Genomic DNA, 16,177 nt, shown 5'->3' on the forward strand with positions numbered 1-16,177 from the left:
TGCATCAACCGGGTGGCACCCGAGACGCTGTAGGAGACGTGGAACTTCCTGCCGATCAACGTGGCCACCCTCGATGCGGTCCACACCTGGTCTTCCACCCAACCGTGAGCGGCCGGCCCCTCCTCCAGATACGTGGCCAGCTTCTCCAGACACCGCGGGGACAGCCGGCACCGGCTCCCGCTCGGACCGCGGGAGGCCAGAGCCTGCACACCACCGTCCCGCCACAACTGATGCCACTGATAAGCCGACTTCACGCTCACCCGAAGCCGACGTGCAACTTCCGATGGCTTGACCATCTGCTCGAACAGTTCAGCCGCCTGCATCCGTACCGTCTCCCGGCGCTGACGCCCCGCAGGAGTCAGCCCGCCCCCATCCGCATATCTCACACACCACGAATACAGCCACCCACCCACGCCCATCAGCGACTTCGCAAGGATTCACCCCAACGAGCTGAAGTCAGTAACGGCGCAAGGCCGGCTCTCCCTCAGCCAAGTCGTGCCGCACGGAGCCTCGTTCGAGGATGCCGTTCGAGGACGAGCTAGGGTGACCGCTATGCGATGGGGGGATCGTCCGGTATGGGTCCGGTGCACCGCCGTGGTGTACGTGGTGGGATTTCTGGAAGGAGCGGGAGCACACGGATACTTTCTCGCGCAGGGCGGCCTGGACGCCTACAGCTACGCGCCGATGCCCGTCCAACTGGTCTTCCACGCGCTCCTGCTGATCGATCCGCTGGTCGCACTGTTGATCATCCGCGCCCGCCCTGGTGCGCCGCTGCTCGGCGCCGTGGTCATGCTCGCGGACCTGGTCGGCAACTGGCGCGTCGCCTGGAACGCGGTCATGACTGATCCCACCGCGTTTCTCCGTCCCGTAGGGCTGTTGCCGATCACGCTCTTCGGCATCTTCGTCCTGATCACGGCGCTTCCGCTCCGCCGGGCGCTGACGCCCGGCAGACACCTCAACGCCTACGTGCCATCTCCGCCCAAGGCAGGGTGAAGGGCAGTACGTGAACCCGGCCGGGCTCCAGGGCCGGTGGCCCCGGTGCAGGCGCGCCCGGCGGCTGGGTGCTGGGCGGGTCGGCGAGGTCAGCTAGTCAGGCCCGCGTCCCGTGCCAGGAGTGCCGCCTGTACCCGGTTCGTGCAGTCCAGTTTGGCCAGGATCCGGCTCACGTAGGTTTTGACCGTTGCCTCGCTCATGTGGAGTCGCTGCCCGGCGTCCGCGTTGGAGCGGCCCTCGCCCAGGAGGGCCAGCACCGCCAACTCGCGTTCGGTCAGTGTCTCCAGTCGGCGGCGCTGCTCGGCGCGGAGCACGGAACGGCCGGACGCCAGCGAGTCCACGACGTGGCGGGTGGCGCCCGGCGACAGGTACGCCTGACCGGCGGCCGCGGCGCGCACCGCGCGGATGAGTTCCGCGGGTGCCGAGTCCTTGAGCAGAAAGCCCGCGCTGCCCTCGGTCAGGGCGTGCAGCACGTTCTGCTGCGCGCCGAAGGTGGTGAGGATCAGTACGCGGGTGTCGGGGACGGTCCGGCGTAGTTCGGTCAGGGCTGTCAGCCCGTCCATGACCGGCATCTGGATGTCGAGCAGTGCCACATCGACCCGCTGGGCGCGGGCCGACTCGATCGCCTCGCGGCCGTTGGCCGCCTCTGCGATCACGTCGATGTCGTCGGCCGAGGTGAGAATCATCCTGATGCCGGCCCGGATGAGCGGCTCGTCATCGGTGATGAGAACCCTGATCACGTCTCTCCTGCGCTGTCCCGAGCGGTCATGTGGACATCATCCCCGAACAAGCCCACCCGCATGAGCCCCCGGTCACCACGAAGCCGGTCTCCGTCAGTTACTGACCTCGAAAGCCCTCTTCTCGATCAGCCTGCCATCCTTGAAGCAGAACCGGAAAACCGGGTCCCGGTACCAGGCACTGCCGGTCTCGACGGACCGCAGGGCGAGGCAGCTCGCCCCCTTCGGCTGAGGCGGCGCGCCCACATCCAGACCGTCGGCCAGGAACGAGTCACCGTGCGGCAACTTCGCACGGACCTCCGCCTCGGGCTGGCCCACCTTCACCGCGTCGTACCGCTTCGGATCGATCATGGCCTTGCCCGACTCCCCTGCCAGGAAGAGCACGGCGATGACCCCCGCGACCATCATCAGCACCAGGACCACTGCCGCGACCCCGCAACCGATCGCTATGCCGCTTCGCTTCTTGTTCCTGCTCATCGCCCTGACCAGCTCCTTCGGCAGACCGCTCCCGTCGATGACCAGGTCACCCTCGCCCGGAGAGTCCGCCGGATTCTGCCGCCGAAAGTCGTGGGTCGGATCGACGAACGTGGTCGTCGCTCCCCCGGCACCGCGGCTCGGGGCACCGCCCTCCGGCGGGGCGTAGGGCAGCACACCGGCCAGTCGGAAGCCGCCGTCCGCCGTCCGGCCGGTGTGCACCATGCCTCCGACGAGTCGGGTCCGCTCCCCGAGCCCGGTCAAGCCCTGGCCGCCGCTCACCACGCTTCGTTCACCGTCCGCGGTCCCCGGGGCAGCGGCGTTGACAACCTCCACCACCAGGGCATCCGGCTCGTAGCGCAGCTCGATGGCGATCGAGGCACCCGGGGCGTGCTTGTGGGCGTTGGTCAGGCCCTCCTGCACGATGCGGTACGCCGCATGATCGGCCGTCGGGGCGAGCGGGCACGGCTCACCGGAGCGCCGCAGCTCCACGGCCGTACCCGCGCTCCGGGACGCCGCCACCAGGCCCTCGATGCCGGCCACCCCGCGCGACGGCGCCAGGGCGTCCTCCTCCCCCATGGCCTGCAGGGCTTGGGAGCCACTGTCCCGCCGGTGGTTCTCGGTGCCGTCCCGGAGCAGTCCCACCACCTCGCGCAGCTCGTGCATCGCGGCCACCGACGCCTCGCGCAGCACACCTACGGCCTCCCGCTGCCGTCCGGTCAGCTCTCGATCCACCTCCAGTGCGCCGGCGTGCACCGAGATGAGCGTGAGCTGATGCCCGAGGCTGTCGTGCATGTCGTGGGCGATGCGCTGACGCTCCCGCATCCTGGCCTGTCCGGCGATCATCGCGCGTTCGCGCAGCAGCTGGGCGTTGTACTCCCGGAGGATGTCCGCCAGCGTTCGGCGCTGCGACCAGTAGCGACTGATCAGGCCGGGTACGACGAGCACGACCAGCAGGAACGGGGCGGCGAAGGCAAACATGAGCAGCGCGGAGGACGTGGTCTGCAGGAGCCACAGGACGAGGGTGAGGACATACGCGGCGGCAAAGGTGGCGGCCGCCCGGCCGACCCCGCCGATCCGCCGCCCGGCCGACCATGCGGCGACCAGAAGCAGCGGGCCCAGGCCGCCGAACTCGGCCGAGCCGATGGCGGCGACCAGAAGCACCGTCGCGGGCAGGACCCGGCGCAGTGGTGACAGCACCGCAGCGGCCAGGGCCATCGCGACGATCCGTACAGTGCCGCCGGTGCCCAGGAACTCGACGGCCGCTGCCAGCAGCCCGAGCACCAGGCTCAGCAGCGATTCGCCCGCGACGCGCCCAGGAGTCCACATCCCGGGGGCGAACAGCGCCCTGCCCGGAGCGGTCACCCGCTGGGGCGCCGTGCGCAACCATGCCGCCAGCGCACGGCGAGCCGATACCACAGGGCCTGTACGTTCCACACGAGTCACGCGGCCACGTTAGGCAGCCACGGCCGGACAGCGCACCCGCCATTGGTCGCGACGGCCCACGACGAAAGTTGACCGGGCGCAGCCGACCGGCACCGCTGCCGCCCCCGTGACCGCACACGCCCGTGGATCGTCCTCGGCCGCACCGAACGACTTTGCCGGGGCCCTGCCGAAAACCCCGACCGACGCTCACCGCAGAGGGCCCGTCAGCAAGCCGACGGACCGTCCTGAAAGATCGCGAATAGCGCTGGCTGGAGAGTGTCCGGATCGCCCTGGACTGTTGGCCTGGATTGGAGGTGTGAAGCTGGCCCCGCGCTACTAGTGTGCCTGCACCGGAATGGACTTGAAGCGCAGAGCGGCGCTCGGCACGCCGACACCCCGCCGAGGCTCCGAGTATTTCTCCTGGAAGTGGGGCCATGACACACTGAGCCGTTTCCAAGCTGGCGTTGCTGACCGCGAGTTGGACAGTCCTGCGCAAGGGTGAAGCTCCTGGTAGACGGGTTCTCGACCAAGATCACCCGTGCCCGCCAGGAGCTTCGTGTGCTTGCCTATCCATCCTCGATCGATCTGTCCAGCCGCACTCTGCGGTTCCTGACGGGGCAACCGGCCGTGAGGAGGCAGGAGATCGGGACGCGGTGGCGACGTCTCTCCGCTGCACGCCAGGCCCTGCTCGCCCTGGCTCATCTGCGGTGCGGTGACACCTATGCCCAGCTCGCCGCCGGGTTCGGCATCGCAATCGCAACCGTCTTCCGCTACATACGGGAAACCGTCGAGGTCCTGTCCGCCCTCGCCCCGTCCCTGGCCGAGGCGATGAGGACGATCCGGGCGAAGGCGTTCGTCATCCTCGACGGCACCCTGCTGCCGATCGACCGCATCGCCGCCGACACCCCGTACTACTCGGGAAAACACAAACGCCACAGAGTGAACGTCCAGGTCCTCACCGATCCGTTCGGCCGTCTGCTGTGGGCCTCGCCCGCACTGCCCGGCTCGACCCACGACCTCACCGCCGCCAGGCGGCACGGGATCACCGAAGCCCTTGCCGACGCAGGACTCAAATGCTGGGCCGACAAGGCGTACCAAGGCGCCGGCGCGCCCGTCCGGGTTCCGTTCCGAGGCCGCCGTCTCAAGCGATGGAAGCGCCACCACAACACCACCCACGCCAAGAACCGCTGCGTCGGTGAGCAGGCCATGGCCACCCTCAAGGACTGGCGTCTCCTTCGGAAGCTTCGCTGCAGCACGAACCGCATCACCGACGTCGTCAAAGCCGTCCTGGTCCTTCACCACGCATCAGCCTGAGGTTGGAAAACGCTCAGAAGAAGGTTTTGTCCCAGCTGTCCGTTCCGATGGCGCGGATGGCGTTCTCGAAGCCGTTGGCGATCCGCTGAATACCGGCGTCGCCGGAGATGAAGATGTCGTCGTTCTCGGCCAGCAGGACAACGTCTTCGGTATCCCAGGCCGTACCGATCAGCACGAGGGACTGGCCGATGCGCTTCGCGTCGATGCGGACGTTCCGCGGGAGGGCGTGGGTGGCTTCCAGGGTCCTCTCCACCGCGGTCGTGAGCTCGACTTCGCGCTGCCGCCACGTCCACGTCACGGTGAGCTCACCGTAGTCGGTGAGGAACTCCCGGAGGCGAGGCGTGACTTCGTACCCCTCTTCGGCGTATCGACGGCAGGCGTCCTCGATGTCCAGCGGACCGGCCTCAAGTCGCGCCTCCCCTGCGACGAGGTCGTGCAGCCGCCGCACCGCCGGACGGTCAGGGGTGTTGTTCATCCTGTCAGGACCTCTCCTCCGAATCCGGGCACCCATGTCTTGCAGTTGTCGCACATCCCGAATTTCTTTCCCTTTGTGTTGATGGTGACCAGGTCGATGTTCTTCGGGTCCGCGCCGTCCTTGATCGCGTTGGTGAACATCCGTGGTTCGGCGCAGACATTCGCCGGGCGCCCATCTTTGTGGTGCGATTCCTGGGGCAGCGCGTCGTTCACGGCCTTCTCGTGCCCGGTGCCCGGGCCGCTCTCCCCGTAGTAGACCTTACCGGTGGTCCGGTCCTTGCCCGCAGAGTAGGCGCCCGGGGGCTTCTCGTCCTCGCCGAGGTCGTCCATGACCTTTTGCTTCCGCTGTTTCGCCAGGTCCATCAGCTCTTTTTTGAGCGGGTTCACCTGGTTCTGGGCCATGAGGCCGAGGGGGTCGCACCAGGTGTGCGGGTTGTGGACGTAGGCGTCGGGGTTGGGCGCGGGACTGAGGCCGAGCGGGTCGGGGCTGGCGTACCGGGCGGTTTGGGGGTCGTAGTAGCGGTTGAGGTTGTAGTGGAGGCCCGTCTCGGGATCGAAGTACTGGCCGGGGAAGCGCAGCGGTGTCTGGGTGGTGTTGCCGGTGGCCCAGGTGGTGTCACCCCAGAGGGTCGTCGTGGCCCGCCAGGCGATGGTGTCGGTGGCCGTGTCGACGAGTTCGGTCGGGGTGCCGACGAGGTCGGTGACGATCGCGAAGAAGCGGCGGTCGATCTGGTCCTGCGGGGTGTCGGCCGTCGCGGGGGCCGTGATGGTCTCGGTCTGGGCGAGCGGATGGAGCCCTCGGTGGTCCCAGCTCATGGTGTAGGGCCCGGGAAGGTACGGGGCGTGTGTGGTCTGCTCGGCGAGCTTTGAACCGTCCCAGGTGAAGTCGGTCCGCTCTTCGACGGTGACGCCGTCCGCGGCCAGGCGGTGCTTGGCGATCCGGCGGCCGAAGGGGTCGTAGAGGTAGCGCCAGCGTGTTCCGTCGGGCGTGGTGACGTGGGTGAGCCGGTCTTCGGCGTCCCAGGCGTAGTGCCAGCTTGCGGGCTTCTTCGAGAGGCGGGTGACCTGGCGCAGGGTGATGCGGCCTGCGGTGTCGTACTCGTAGCGCACGCGGCCGGCGGTGCTGAGCTGGGTGCCGCTGTACGTGCGGGTGCCGACCGCGCCCTGGGTGGCATGGGTGGCGGGCCAGTCCGCGGCGGTGAGGTTGCCGGCCGGGTCGTAGGCGTAGTTCTCGGTCCAGGTGGCGGCATGGACGGCGGTGACGCGTCCGGCGGCGTCGAGATCGAAGGTACGGGCCCCGCCGAGCTGGTCCTCCACGCCGGTGAGGGCGCCGTCGGCCCGGTAGGTGTAGTCGCGGCGTTGCAGCACCGACTGCTCGGTTCTGAGGATCTGGCCGGTGAGGCGGTGCTCGGCGTCCCAGGCACTGGCCAGGGTGAGACGTCCGCCGAGGCTTCGCTCGTTCTCGCGCCCGGCCGCGTCGTAGGCGAAGTCCAGCCTGCCGCCGGGGGTGGTGAGGGAGGTGCGGCGACCGGCCCGGTCGTAGGTCCAGGCGCTGGTGTGACCGCCGGGGGTGGTGCGTCCGGTGCTCCGGCCGAGGGCATCGAGGGTGTGGGTGAGGGTGAGGCCGTTGACGGTCTCGCTGATCAGGTTGCCCAGGACGTCGACCGTGCGGAGCAGGTCCGCGTCCGGGCCGGCGGCCCGAATCAGGTGCCCGGCGCTGTCGTAGGCGTAGCTCGTGATCGCCCCGTCCGAGGTCTTCGCCACGAGCTGACCGAGTACGTCATAGGAGTACTGGATCCGCTGTCCCAGCGGGTTGGTTCGCGAGACGACCTGGCCGGAGGCGTCCAGTTGGTAGCCGACGGTCCGGCCGTTGAAGTCGCTCTCCGATATGAGCTGGCCGGCGGGGTCGTAGGTGTAGTTCCAGGTCTGGCCAAGGGCGTTGGTGACCTCCACGAGCTGCAGATGAGCGTCGTGGCCGAAGGTGAGACGGGTACCGTCCGGGTCGGTGCGGGCAGCGAGGGTCGCGAAGGGGCCGTACTCGAAGGTGCTGGTCTGCCCGAGGCGGTCGATGTGGGTGAGCAGATTGCCCTCGGCGTCGTACGCCCAGGTCTCGACGGTTCCGTCGGGCGCCGCGTACGACGTCAGCTTGCCTTCGGTACTCCAGGTCAGCCGGGTGATCTCGCCCAGTTGGTCGGTGATGGCGACAACCCGGCCGAAGGCGTCGCGCTCGTACCTGCTGGTGGCTCCGGCCCGATCGGTGACCTCGATGGGCAGGCCGGCCGCGTTGCACCGGAGACGCGTGGAGTGGCCGAGGGCGTCGGTCACAAAGGCCAGATGCCCGGACTCGTCGTAGCCGTAGCGGGTGGTGGCCCCGGTGGGGTCGGTGAGCGAGGTGCGGCGGCCCGCCTCGTCGTAGGTCTGCTGCCAGGTCAGGCCGCCGGGACGGGTGATCAGCGTGGGCAGGCTCGCGTCACCGAAGTAGGCGGCCGTGGCCTGCTCGCCGTCCGGGCGCGTGACGGAGATGAGGCTGCCGGTGTCGTCGTAGGCGAACCTGGTGGTACGGCCGAGGGGGTCGGTCTGGGAGAGCAGGTTGTCGTACTCGTCCCGTTCGAAAGAGGTGGTGTTCCCGAGCGGGTCGGTCTGAGCGACGATCTGGGCGTGTTCGTTGACCTGGTACCGGGTGGTGTGGCCGAGCGCGTTGGTCTCGGAGTGGACCTTGAGGCCGGTGTCCGGATCCTGGTCGCCGTACTCGAAGCGGAACCTGAGCGTGCCGTCGGCGCACCCTTCCTCCACGACCCGGTCGGACTCGTCGTAGGTGTAGAGGTAGCGGGTGCCGGTCCGGTCCGTCCAGGAAAGGATCCGGCCCTGGGCGTCGTTGGCGAAGAGCAGCGGGCGCCCGGAGGAGTTGTGGACGGCGGTCAGGTGCCCGTCGGTGTAGCCGTACCGGGTGAGCAGCAGATCGCGGCCGTCCTCGTCCGCTCCGGCCAGATGCAGCGCGCTGATGCGGCCGGCCTCCACGCTGACCAGGATGCGGTAGCCACCGGAGTGCGTCATGCTCAGCGGTGCGCCGTCGGCGGCGTAGTCGAACTCGACGCGGTGGCCTGTCCGGTCACGTATTCCGGTCAGGAGGGCCGTCTCGCCATCGGGTTGGCGGGTGAATTCCCGGACCAGGCCCGTGGTGATGTCGGTCAGGGTGTAGTCGCCCGTCAGGCTGTCGCCCTCCAGGTCCAGACGAGCGCCGGCCGTTGCCTGGGCGGGCTCGTCGGGCGCCGGGTGCGGGTATGCCTGCGCGGTCCGCTCCGCGCTGAGGTAGACGATGCCCTCGTCGTCGAATTCGAGTCGCTCGTCGAAGGTGCAGACCCAGCGCGGACCCATCCATTGCCCGGCCTGGTAACCGGACTCAAACGACCGCCTGAACAGCGGCGGCAGCGCACCGGGCAGCGACACATCGGTCTGGTCGATGAACATCCGCCCGGTCGCCATGTCAACGGGCTCACCACCGGGGCAGACGGACTCCTGCGGCCGGCCGGCCTCGCGTGGGTTGTCCACCTGATCGCGGCCACGGCCGCGGCCGCCGGCCCGCGTACCGCCCCCGCGACGCCCGCCGCCACCCGTGGTGTGCGGGGCGCGCGGCATGTCCCCCTTGTTGCCCTTGAGGAGCTTGTCGAGCTCCCCGGCATGCTTGGCGTCGTTCTCGGCGTGGTTGGTGGCGACCTTCTTCAGCCGGTCGCCCGCCCCGTGGTACAGGTCCTGGACGGCCTTGCTCGCATCCTTGGCAATGGTCTTGCCGACCTTCTCGGCACCGTCCTCCAGTGCCTTGACGATCCGGTTGCTCATTCGAAGCTCACTCCCGCAGCCTTCGACTCGAAGTCGGCGGCGTGCGACGCCACCGTCCGCGCATGGCCGCGCAGCAGCTCGGCGCGTTTGTGCATCTCCTCCGGGTGGATGGAGAAGCTCTCCCCCGCGCCTCCTCCGCCCCCGCCGCCGCCGGAGACGCCCAGTGCGGATTCGGCGGCCTGGAAGACCATGCCGCTCACCGCCTTGCCGACCACCTCCACCAGCGGATTGATGGCCGCCTCGATGACCTGGCCGATGATGTACTGCTCCAACTGGTCCTCAAGGAACTTGATCAGCTTCTTGCCGGCCGCGATCACCAGCGCCTCGGCCGCCTCCGCGATCCCCAACGTGGCCACCGCGGCAGCCTGATCCGCCACGAACGTGATGGCCAGCACGATGAGTTCGCCGATCGCCTCCACCTTCATCGCCACGATCGTGTCCGCCGCGACATCCAACGCGGTGGCCACCGTGTGACAGGCATTGACCAGCTCCGTCATATGCCCGTCCGACAGCTGCCCCCACTTCGCCAGCAACGCCTCGTACGACGCCCCCTGATACACCTCGGCCAGCTGATGGACCGTCGACGTCGAGTCCTTGTGCGTCTCGTCCAGCTTCTGCGCGAAGTCCCGTACGTGGGAGGCGAATTCACGGACCTTGTCCTCGTTGACGCTCGGCCAGTTCACCCCGATGAACTGAAGGAACGTCACCACCTCGTCCGGCAGCTCGATCGCCATGCTGCTCCCCCCTGATCATTGCTGTGACAGCACATCAGGCGTCATTCAAGAATCCGCAACGGAGGCGCAAAAATGAACCCTAGAGGCGGACATGAATACATCTACGGGAATGGTCTTCCGTGCCACCTGGAACTCTTCGCGGACTCACGATGTCGCGTGAACCGGTGGGTTTCTGGTGCCGCGTCAGGCAACGTGCTGTCCGGGGACATGGCGAAAGTCCGGTGCGGGACACCTTGTCCATGACCATGATGTCGATCATGACTGGATACGTCGATGTTCCTGCCCGGCTCGGCGAGAGTGCGCTGTCTGATGGGCGGTTGCTCGGCTGGGCCGAGTGGGGGCCGTTGGACGGGGTGCCGGTTCTGTTGTGTCCGGGTGCGGCTACGAGCCGGTGGCTCGGGTTCGGCGCAGGCGTCGTCGACGCGCGGGGAGTGCGTCTTGTCTCTGTGGATCGTCCGGGGCTTGGTGTCTCGACGCCCGCCCTCGGGCGGACCTTTTCCGACTTCGCCGGGGATCTGCGTCAACTCTGTGCGCTGCGGGGGCTGGGGCGCCCGTTTGTGGTCGGGAACTCGCAAGGTGCGCCGTTCGCCCTCGCCTGTGCCGCGGAGGGGGTCGCCTCGGCACTGGCTGTCGTCTCGGGTGCGGATGAGGTCGCCGCGCCGGAGTTCGCTTCTGTTCTGGATGCGGACCTGCGTGGTCTCGTCGAGCGGACCGCGTGCGATCCGGCCGGCGCCGAGGAGTTTTTCGCGGGCTTCACTGCGGATGCGATGTGGGACATGGTGATGGCCGGGAGCCCGACGTGCGACCTTGCCGTGTACCGGGATCCTGATTTCGCGGCTGGTTACCGCAGGGCCTTGAACGAGGCATTTGCTCAAGGTGCTGCTGGTTACGCCCGCGACACGGTCCTGGCGATGGGGCGGTGGCCATTCGCCCTCGACGAGATCACCGTTCCGGTCGACATCTGGTACGGCGAACGGGACACCGGCCACTCGCCCGATAACGGAACACTGCTCGCTGCCCGTATGCCCGGTGCACAGCGCCATGTCGTGCCGGAGACCGGCGGCGCCCTGCTGTGGACACATGCCGAGTCGATCCTCACGTCGCTCCTTGCGAAGGCCATCACCCACGGGTAGACGCTCGGTTCATGGCCGTGCCGCGGCGGAAGGCGTGCGCGTGCCGGACAATGATCTCCGTCGAGCCGTGCGGGTGCGGCGATGCCGACGAAGGCAAGGAGGTGTGCGGCGAACGCACCGTCAACTTCCTTGCCTGGCAGAGCCCGCAGTACCAGACCCTCCTCTCCCTGTGGGCCCGTTCCAGGCACCCCGGGGCAGTTCGACGCGGACGGTGAGGCCACCGCCAGGGCGGGGGGTGGCGGTGACCTCGCCGTGGTGGGTCAGGGTGATCGCCCGGACCACGGCAAGTCCCAGTCCGGAGCCGTTGCCGCGGCGCTCCGGTCCGCGCCGGAACGGCTCGAAGAGGGCAGGGATCCGGGCTCGCTTCCGCTGCGCATCCTGCACGGTATCGATCTCACCGTCGAGGCCGGCGAACTCCTTGCCGCCGCCGAAGCCCTGCGCGATGTCGGACTCGGGCATCGGCTCCACCACCACCCCGACCAGCTCTCCGGCGGTGAGAAGCAGCGGGTCGCCATCGCCCGCGCCCTTGTCGGCCACCCCGCGCTACTGCTCGCGGACGAACCCACCGGCGCCCTGGACAGCGTCTCCGGCGCGGCCGTCGTCGACCTGCTGCGCACCCTGAACGGCAACGGCACCACGGTCGTCGTCACCACCCACGACCGCGAACTCACTGCCTCTTTCCCGCGACGCATCGGCATCCATGACGGCCGGATCGACTTCGACGAACAAGGCCCGCAGCCCGCAGGAGGCGCCCTGTGACGTCCACCCTGCGCCGGACCCGACTGCGTCCGACGGACCTGCTGCGTCTCGGCATGATCGGACCGCCAGGGCCTCCCCGTGACCGTGCTCGGCGACCAGGCCGCACAACGCCTCGGCGTGACCGCGCCGGGCGAACGCGTCTGGCTGGGAGGGCAGTCGTACGCCGTCGCCGGAGTCCTGGCTCCGAACGACCTCGCGCCCCCGAGCTCGGCACCACCGCCTTGGTCGGCCGGCCCCAGGCCAAGGCCCACCTGGGCGCGGACGGTACCGCTGCCACGATCTACCTCAGGTCCCACCCCGAACGTGTCCCCGACGTCCAGGCCGTCGCCGCGGCCACCGCCGACCCGGCCAGCCCGAGCATGGTCGCCGTCAGCCGTCCCTCCGACCTGCTCACGGCACGTGGCCCGCCTCCATCCCGCTCTACACGGTCGTGGCCGGACCACTGGTGTCCGTACTGGTGGCCGCCCTCGCCGGGATCTACCCGGCACTGCGCGCGGCCAGGGCCTCCCCGACCGACGCCCTGCGCTCGGCCTGACCGATCGGCCGCGATCCCGGCAGTCGACATACACTGCTGCCGTGGGCCGGTGGCCTTCCGGCAGCACTACACGCCGTAACGGACCACCGATGTCGGCACCACCGTGCGACGTGCCGGGCCCGGCGGCTTGTCCGGAGCCTGCTCGATCCGGTCCAGCAGGAGCCGGGCCGCGCGGCGTCCGACCTCGTCCGCGTCGTACGAGACGACGGTGACCGGCACCTTCAGCATGTCGGCCATCTCGAAGTCGTCGAAGCCCGCGAGCGCGGTGTCGGTGTCCAGGCGCAGCACCGCGCGGTAAGCACCCAGCGTGATGCGGTTGTTGGTACAGAACAGTGCCGTCGGCGCGTCCTCGCGGTCCAGCAGCTCCAAGGCCGCCGCCTCCGCGGTGGGGATGTCGTACGGCCCGCGGCGCACCCACTCCTCACGTGGCGTCAGCCCGGCCTCCTCGTGCGCGGCCCAGTAGCCGCGGAAGCGCTCGGCGCCGGTGAAGAGGGCGGGTGGATTGCCCAAGAAGCCCACGCTCCGGTGGCCTTCGGCCAGCAGCTGAGCGGTGGCCGCCTGAGCACCGCCGAAGTCGTCCACGAGAACCGTGTCGGCATCGATCCCGGAGGGCGGCCGGGACGCGAGGACCACGGGTGTGCCGCCGAGCGCGGCGCTGCTGAGATGGCGGTGGGTGGCCCCGGCCGGAACCACGATCATGCCGTCCACCCGGCGGGAGACCAGGTCCTCCACCAATTCACGTTCGCGCTGGACCTGTTCCCCGGTGTTGCCCAGCACCAGCCGAAGCCCGTGCTGCTCGGCAACCTGCTCGGCGCCGAGTGCGAGCCGGGAGTAGAAGGGGTTGGCGAGATTGGTGACGACCAGGCCGATCATGCCGCTGGGACGGCCGAGGCGCAGATTACGGGCCACCTCGTTGCGGCGGTACCCCAGTTCTCGTACGGCGGCGAGCACCCGCTCCCGCGTCGCCGCGCTGACGTGCTCGTCCTTCAGGACCCGCGACACGGTCATGGCGCTGACTCCCGCACGAGCGGCGACATCCCGCATCGTGGGGATGGCGGATCCGGGCGATCCGGGACTGCCGGACGGGGGCACTGCGCTCGCTCTCTCTTCGAAGCCGACGGCCGCGGGTACCTTCCCCAGCGCGCCCGCGGCCTTCATTCTATGCGGCTGTCAACGGCCGCCGGCCGTGGCGGGCTGCGGCCGCGCCGCCCACCACGCGGCACCCAGCAGTGGCGCGTCGCAGGGGTGCTCCGCGGTACGGAACACCATCTTTCCGCCGAGTCCGGTGTGCGGAACGGCGTCCACTCCCGCCCGCAGCGGGCCCTCGATCAGATCCCAGGACGCGGCGATCGAGCCGCCGACGACCAGCGCCGTGGCCTCGAACCGCGCGAGCCACGGCGCCAGTACCGCCCCCAGCGCCCGGAAGGCGTGGTCCAGCACTGCCCACGCGTGCCGGTCCCCGGCACGGGCCAGCTCGGCGATGGCCCGGACATCGGGGACGACGTCCGGATCGTCCAGCGCCGCACGCGCGTACGCGGCACGGATGCCGCGCCGCGACACGGTCTCCTCAAGCGGCCGCCCGCCGTACGACAGCAGATGCACGCTGCCGTCCGGCGGCACCAGCGGCCCGTCGTTGACGGGTTGTCCCTGGTCGAGGAAGGCGGAGCCGACGCCGCTGCCGAGAGTGATGCACACGGAGCGTGCATGGCCGACGGCCGCCCCGGCGACGGCCTCGCCGATGCCGAAGGCGTCCGCGTCGTTGAGGAAGCGCAGCGTGGCCGGCGCCGGGTGCAGCCGCCGCTTCAGCTCGGCGCCCACATCCACGCCGTACAGCGACTCGAACTTGCCGACCCCCTTGAAGAGCCCGATGCCCGCCTCGTAGTCGAAGGGGCCCGGCATCGCCACACCCCAGCATGCTCCCGGAGGGGCTTCGATCCGCGCGGCGGCCGCGGCGATGCCGCCGAGGATCTCCCCGGCCGAGCCCTGCGCGGGCAGCGGCTCGCGCACCGCCTCGCCCATGAGCTCCCGAGCGGCCTGGTCCACCAGCGCCGCGGTCACGTGGGTGCCGCCGACCTCCAGAACGGGGACGGGCGTGTTCAGCATGCGATCACCCCCTGGCGTGCGGCCGCGGCAAGGCGGGCGGTGGCGGAGCGGCGAGCCGCTCCGGACGGGCCCGGCGGGCTGGAGAGTGCGGTTCATAGTGGGTTTTCCTCGTATGTACAGGATCCGTGGCCGTGCCGCTCAGCACATCGCGCGAAACGTGCCGGTGCGCAGGGCGCCCTCGATGTCCTCCAGGCTGCGGCCCCGAGTTTCGGGCACGCAGCGGAATACGAAGAGGAAGGCGAGCGCGTTGATCGCGGCGTACAGCCAGAAGGTGCCGGAGACGCCGAGCGAGCTGGTGAGGGAGAGGGTGGTGAGACTGACGATGAGGTCGACGAACCACACGGCGAAGGTGGACACGCCCACTGCGACCGCCCGGACCTTCAGCGGGAACATCTCCGGTCCCGCCAGCCAGACCACGACCGAGAGGCTGCCGCCGTTGAAGGCGATGTAGCCGAGGACGCCCAGGACCACGATCCAGCGGGAACCGCCCTGCGGGGTCTGGCCGTTCATGAAGACGGCGGCGAGCGCGGCGAGGCAGACCACGGCGCCGGGCAGCAGCACCAGCAGCAGCCGGCGCCGGCCGATCCGGTCCACGAGCCAGATGCCGAGGGCGACCATGAGGAAGTTGACCACGCCGACGCCGACCGTCGTCAGCATCGCGGCCGAGCGCCCGAAGCCGGAGTCTCCGAGGATCGTCGGGGCGTAGTAGATGATCGCGTTGATGCCGGTGACCTGGGAGGCGACGGCGAGGCCGATGCCCGCGATCAGGGCCGGGCGCATCCAGCGGGCGCGCAGGGCACGCAGGCCCCGTTCACCCGCCTCGGCCGCGGTCTCGGCAAGCCGGCCGAGCTCCGCCTCCACGGCCGAGCTGTCGGGGCGTACGCGGGCGAGGACCGCGCGGGCCGCCTCCGGACCGCGGTGGGTGAAGAGCCAGCGCGGGCTCTCCGGCAGAGCGGACATGCCGATCAGCAGGGCGACGGCGGGCAGCAGGCCCAGGCCGAACATCCAGCGCCAGCTCTCGCTCAGCAGATAGCCGGAGAGATACGCGGCGAGGATGCCGAGAGTGATGGCGAGCTGGAAGGTCACCACGAGGCCGCCGCGCCGGGTGGGCGGGGCGAGCTCGGCCACGTACAAGGGCACGGCCTGCGAGGCCAGCCCGACGGCGAGCCCCAGGATCAGGCGGGCGATGCCCAGTGTCCACACCTCGGGGGCGATGGCCGCGAGGACGGCTCCCGTCGAGAAGATGGCGGCGGCCCAGATGACGGCCTGGCGCCGCCCGAGGCGCTCGGCTATGCGGCTGGAGAGGCAGGCACCGAGGATGGCGCCGACGAGGATGGCACTGGTGACGAGCTCCTTGCCGGCGTCGGCCAGCCCGAAGTCGTCGGCGATGGTGGGCAGGGCACCGGAGATGATGCCGGTGTCGTAGCCGAAGAGCAGGCCCCCGAGGGCACTGACGACGGCGATGGTGACGAGGGAGCGGCCGTGGCTGCGGTCGGTCCCGGTGGCGGGCGATGGTGAGGCGGTGGCAGGGGTGCGGCTCATGGCTGCCTCTTCGTGTTTTCTCTGGTCGGCGGCGGGGCGCCTGGAACGTGACGTTGAGTTATCGTTAACACACGCGGATGCGTGTGACTCCTTCCTCGTCTCCGGCCGGATTCGCCC

At 69.6% G+C, this 16,177-nt stretch carries 13 protein-coding genes and 1 pseudogene; 4 read left to right on the forward strand and 10 right to left on the reverse strand.

Translation table 11 applies throughout. The features are described from left to right. Positions 1 to 323 (reverse strand): helix-turn-helix domain-containing protein (locus CG747_RS34570; RefSeq protein WP_257980936.1); only part of this gene is annotated, 323 nt, incomplete at its 3' end. A 283-nt stretch (positions 324 to 606) separates the two neighbouring features. On the opposite strand from CG747_RS34570, the gene CG747_RS34575 reads away from it, so the two are divergent. Then, complete coding sequence (locus tag CG747_RS34575; protein ID WP_146022199.1) at positions 607 to 993, forward strand: hypothetical protein; 387 nt, start codon at positions 607 to 609, stop codon at positions 991 to 993. Positions 994 to 1,082: 89 nt separating this feature from the next. Here CG747_RS34575 and CG747_RS34580 read toward each other — a convergent pair whose 3' ends face one another. Then, positions 1,083 to 1,733 (reverse strand): response regulator transcription factor, encoded by a 651-nt coding sequence (locus tag CG747_RS34580; protein ID WP_100605840.1) that lies wholly within the window; start codon positions 1,731 to 1,733, stop codon positions 1,083 to 1,085. A gap of 93 nt (positions 1,734 to 1,826) precedes the next feature. Beyond that, complete coding sequence (locus CG747_RS34585) at positions 1,827 to 3,533, reverse strand: sensor histidine kinase (RefSeq protein ID WP_100605938.1); 1,707 nt, start codon at positions 3,531 to 3,533, stop codon at positions 1,827 to 1,829. 654 nt (positions 3,534 to 4,187) lie between these two features. Here CG747_RS34585 and CG747_RS34590 point away from each other — a divergent pair. Continuing rightward, positions 4,188 to 4,943 carry a transposase family protein gene (locus tag CG747_RS34590; RefSeq protein WP_100605841.1) on the forward strand — a complete coding sequence of 252 codons (756 nt, stop codon included), beginning with the start codon at positions 4,188 to 4,190 and terminating at the stop codon, positions 4,941 to 4,943. Positions 4,944 to 4,956: 13 nt separating this feature from the next. Here CG747_RS34590 and CG747_RS34595 read toward each other — a convergent pair whose 3' ends face one another. From CG747_RS34595 to CG747_RS34605, 3 genes are read right to left on the reverse strand one after another with little or no spacing between them, the layout of a single operon-like run. Then, positions 4,957 to 5,418: an SUKH-3 domain-containing protein gene (locus tag CG747_RS34595; RefSeq protein ID WP_180985821.1), complete on the reverse strand. Its 462-nt coding sequence runs from the start codon at positions 5,416 to 5,418 to the stop codon at positions 4,957 to 4,959. Continuing rightward, a complete protein-coding gene (locus CG747_RS34600) occupies positions 5,415 to 9,254 on the reverse strand; it encodes an RHS repeat-associated core domain-containing protein (protein WP_100605843.1) in 3,840 nt (1,279 codons plus the stop codon). The genes CG747_RS34595 and CG747_RS34600 overlap by 4 nt, the downstream gene beginning before the upstream one ends. Continuing rightward, on the reverse strand, positions 9,251 to 9,988 hold the full coding sequence (locus CG747_RS34605) for a WXG100 family type VII secretion target (RefSeq protein WP_100605844.1): 738 nt from the start codon (positions 9,986 to 9,988) through the stop codon (positions 9,251 to 9,253). The genes CG747_RS34600 and CG747_RS34605 overlap by 4 nt, the downstream gene beginning before the upstream one ends. A gap of 257 nt (positions 9,989 to 10,245) precedes the next feature. Here CG747_RS34605 and CG747_RS34610 point away from each other — a divergent pair, with 257 nt between their 5' ends. Next, on the forward strand, positions 10,246 to 11,121 hold the full coding sequence (locus CG747_RS34610) for an alpha/beta fold hydrolase (RefSeq protein WP_100605939.1): 876 nt from the start codon (positions 10,246 to 10,248) through the stop codon (positions 11,119 to 11,121). A gap of 120 nt (positions 11,122 to 11,241) precedes the next feature. On the opposite strand, the gene CG747_RS49985 is transcribed toward CG747_RS34610, so the two are convergent. Then, positions 11,242 to 11,580 carry a sensor histidine kinase KdpD gene (locus CG747_RS49985; RefSeq protein WP_100605845.1) on the reverse strand — a complete coding sequence of 113 codons (339 nt, stop codon included), beginning with the start codon at positions 11,578 to 11,580 and terminating at the stop codon, positions 11,242 to 11,244. Here CG747_RS49985 and CG747_RS34620 point away from each other — a divergent pair. Continuing rightward, positions 11,545 to 11,880, forward strand: a pseudogene (locus tag CG747_RS34620) (ATP-binding cassette domain-containing protein); the annotation flags it as partial. The gene CG747_RS49985 and the pseudogene CG747_RS34620 sit on opposite strands and share 36 nt — an antisense overlap. 601 nt (positions 11,881 to 12,481) lie before the next feature. Here the strand turns inward: CG747_RS34620 and CG747_RS34625 are convergent. The 3 genes from CG747_RS34625 to CG747_RS34635 all read right to left on the reverse strand — a co-directional run bounded on the left by CG747_RS34625 (position 12,482) and on the right by CG747_RS34635 (position 16,060). Then, on the reverse strand, positions 12,482 to 13,459 hold the full coding sequence (locus CG747_RS34625) for a LacI family DNA-binding transcriptional regulator (RefSeq protein ID WP_219621569.1): 978 nt from the start codon (positions 13,457 to 13,459) through the stop codon (positions 12,482 to 12,484). A gap of 126 nt (positions 13,460 to 13,585) precedes the next feature. Continuing rightward, on the reverse strand, positions 13,586 to 14,518 hold the full coding sequence (locus CG747_RS34630) for an ROK family protein (protein WP_100605847.1): 933 nt from the start codon (positions 14,516 to 14,518) through the stop codon (positions 13,586 to 13,588). Positions 14,519 to 14,656: 138 nt separating this feature from the next. Then, positions 14,657 to 16,060: a sugar porter family MFS transporter gene (locus CG747_RS34635; RefSeq protein WP_100605848.1), complete on the reverse strand. Its 1,404-nt coding sequence runs from the start codon at positions 16,058 to 16,060 to the stop codon at positions 14,657 to 14,659. Positions 16,061 to 16,177: the final 117 nt, after the last annotated feature.

The organism is Streptomyces sp. CB02959 (assembly GCF_002803155.1).
Taxonomy (GTDB): domain Bacteria; phylum Actinomycetota; class Actinomycetes; order Streptomycetales; family Streptomycetaceae; genus Streptomyces.

Bases quoted from the DNA above. Each gene is read 5' to 3' on its own strand.
- CG747_RS34585 (WP_100605938.1), bottom strand. From the start codon at position 3,533: ATGTGGACTCCTGGGCGCGTCGCGGGCGAATCGCTGCTGAGCCTGGTG.
- CG747_RS34595 (WP_180985821.1), bottom strand. From the start codon at position 5,418: ATGAACAACACCCCTGACCGTCCGGCGGTGCGGCGGCTGCACGACCTC.
- CG747_RS34600 (WP_100605843.1), bottom strand. From the start codon at position 9,254: ATGAGCAACCGGATCGTCAAGGCACTGGAGGACGGTGCCGAGAAGGTC.
- CG747_RS34605 (WP_100605844.1), bottom strand. From the start codon at position 9,988: ATGGCGATCGAGCTGCCGGACGAGGTGGTGACGTTCCTTCAGTTCATC.
- CG747_RS34610 (WP_100605939.1), top strand. From the start codon at position 10,246: ATGACTGGATACGTCGATGTTCCTGCCCGGCTCGGCGAGAGTGCGCTG.
- CG747_RS49985 (WP_100605845.1), bottom strand. From the start codon at position 11,580: ATGCCCGAGTCCGACATCGCGCAGGGCTTCGGCGGCGGCAAGGAGTTC.
- CG747_RS34625 (WP_219621569.1), bottom strand. From the start codon at position 13,459: ATGCGGGATGTCGCCGCTCGTGCGGGAGTCAGCGCCATGACCGTGTCG.
- CG747_RS34630 (WP_100605847.1), bottom strand. From the start codon at position 14,518: ATGCTGAACACGCCCGTCCCCGTTCTGGAGGTCGGCGGCACCCACGTG.
- CG747_RS34635 (WP_100605848.1), bottom strand. From the start codon at position 16,060: ATGAGCCGCACCCCTGCCACCGCCTCACCATCGCCCGCCACCGGGACC.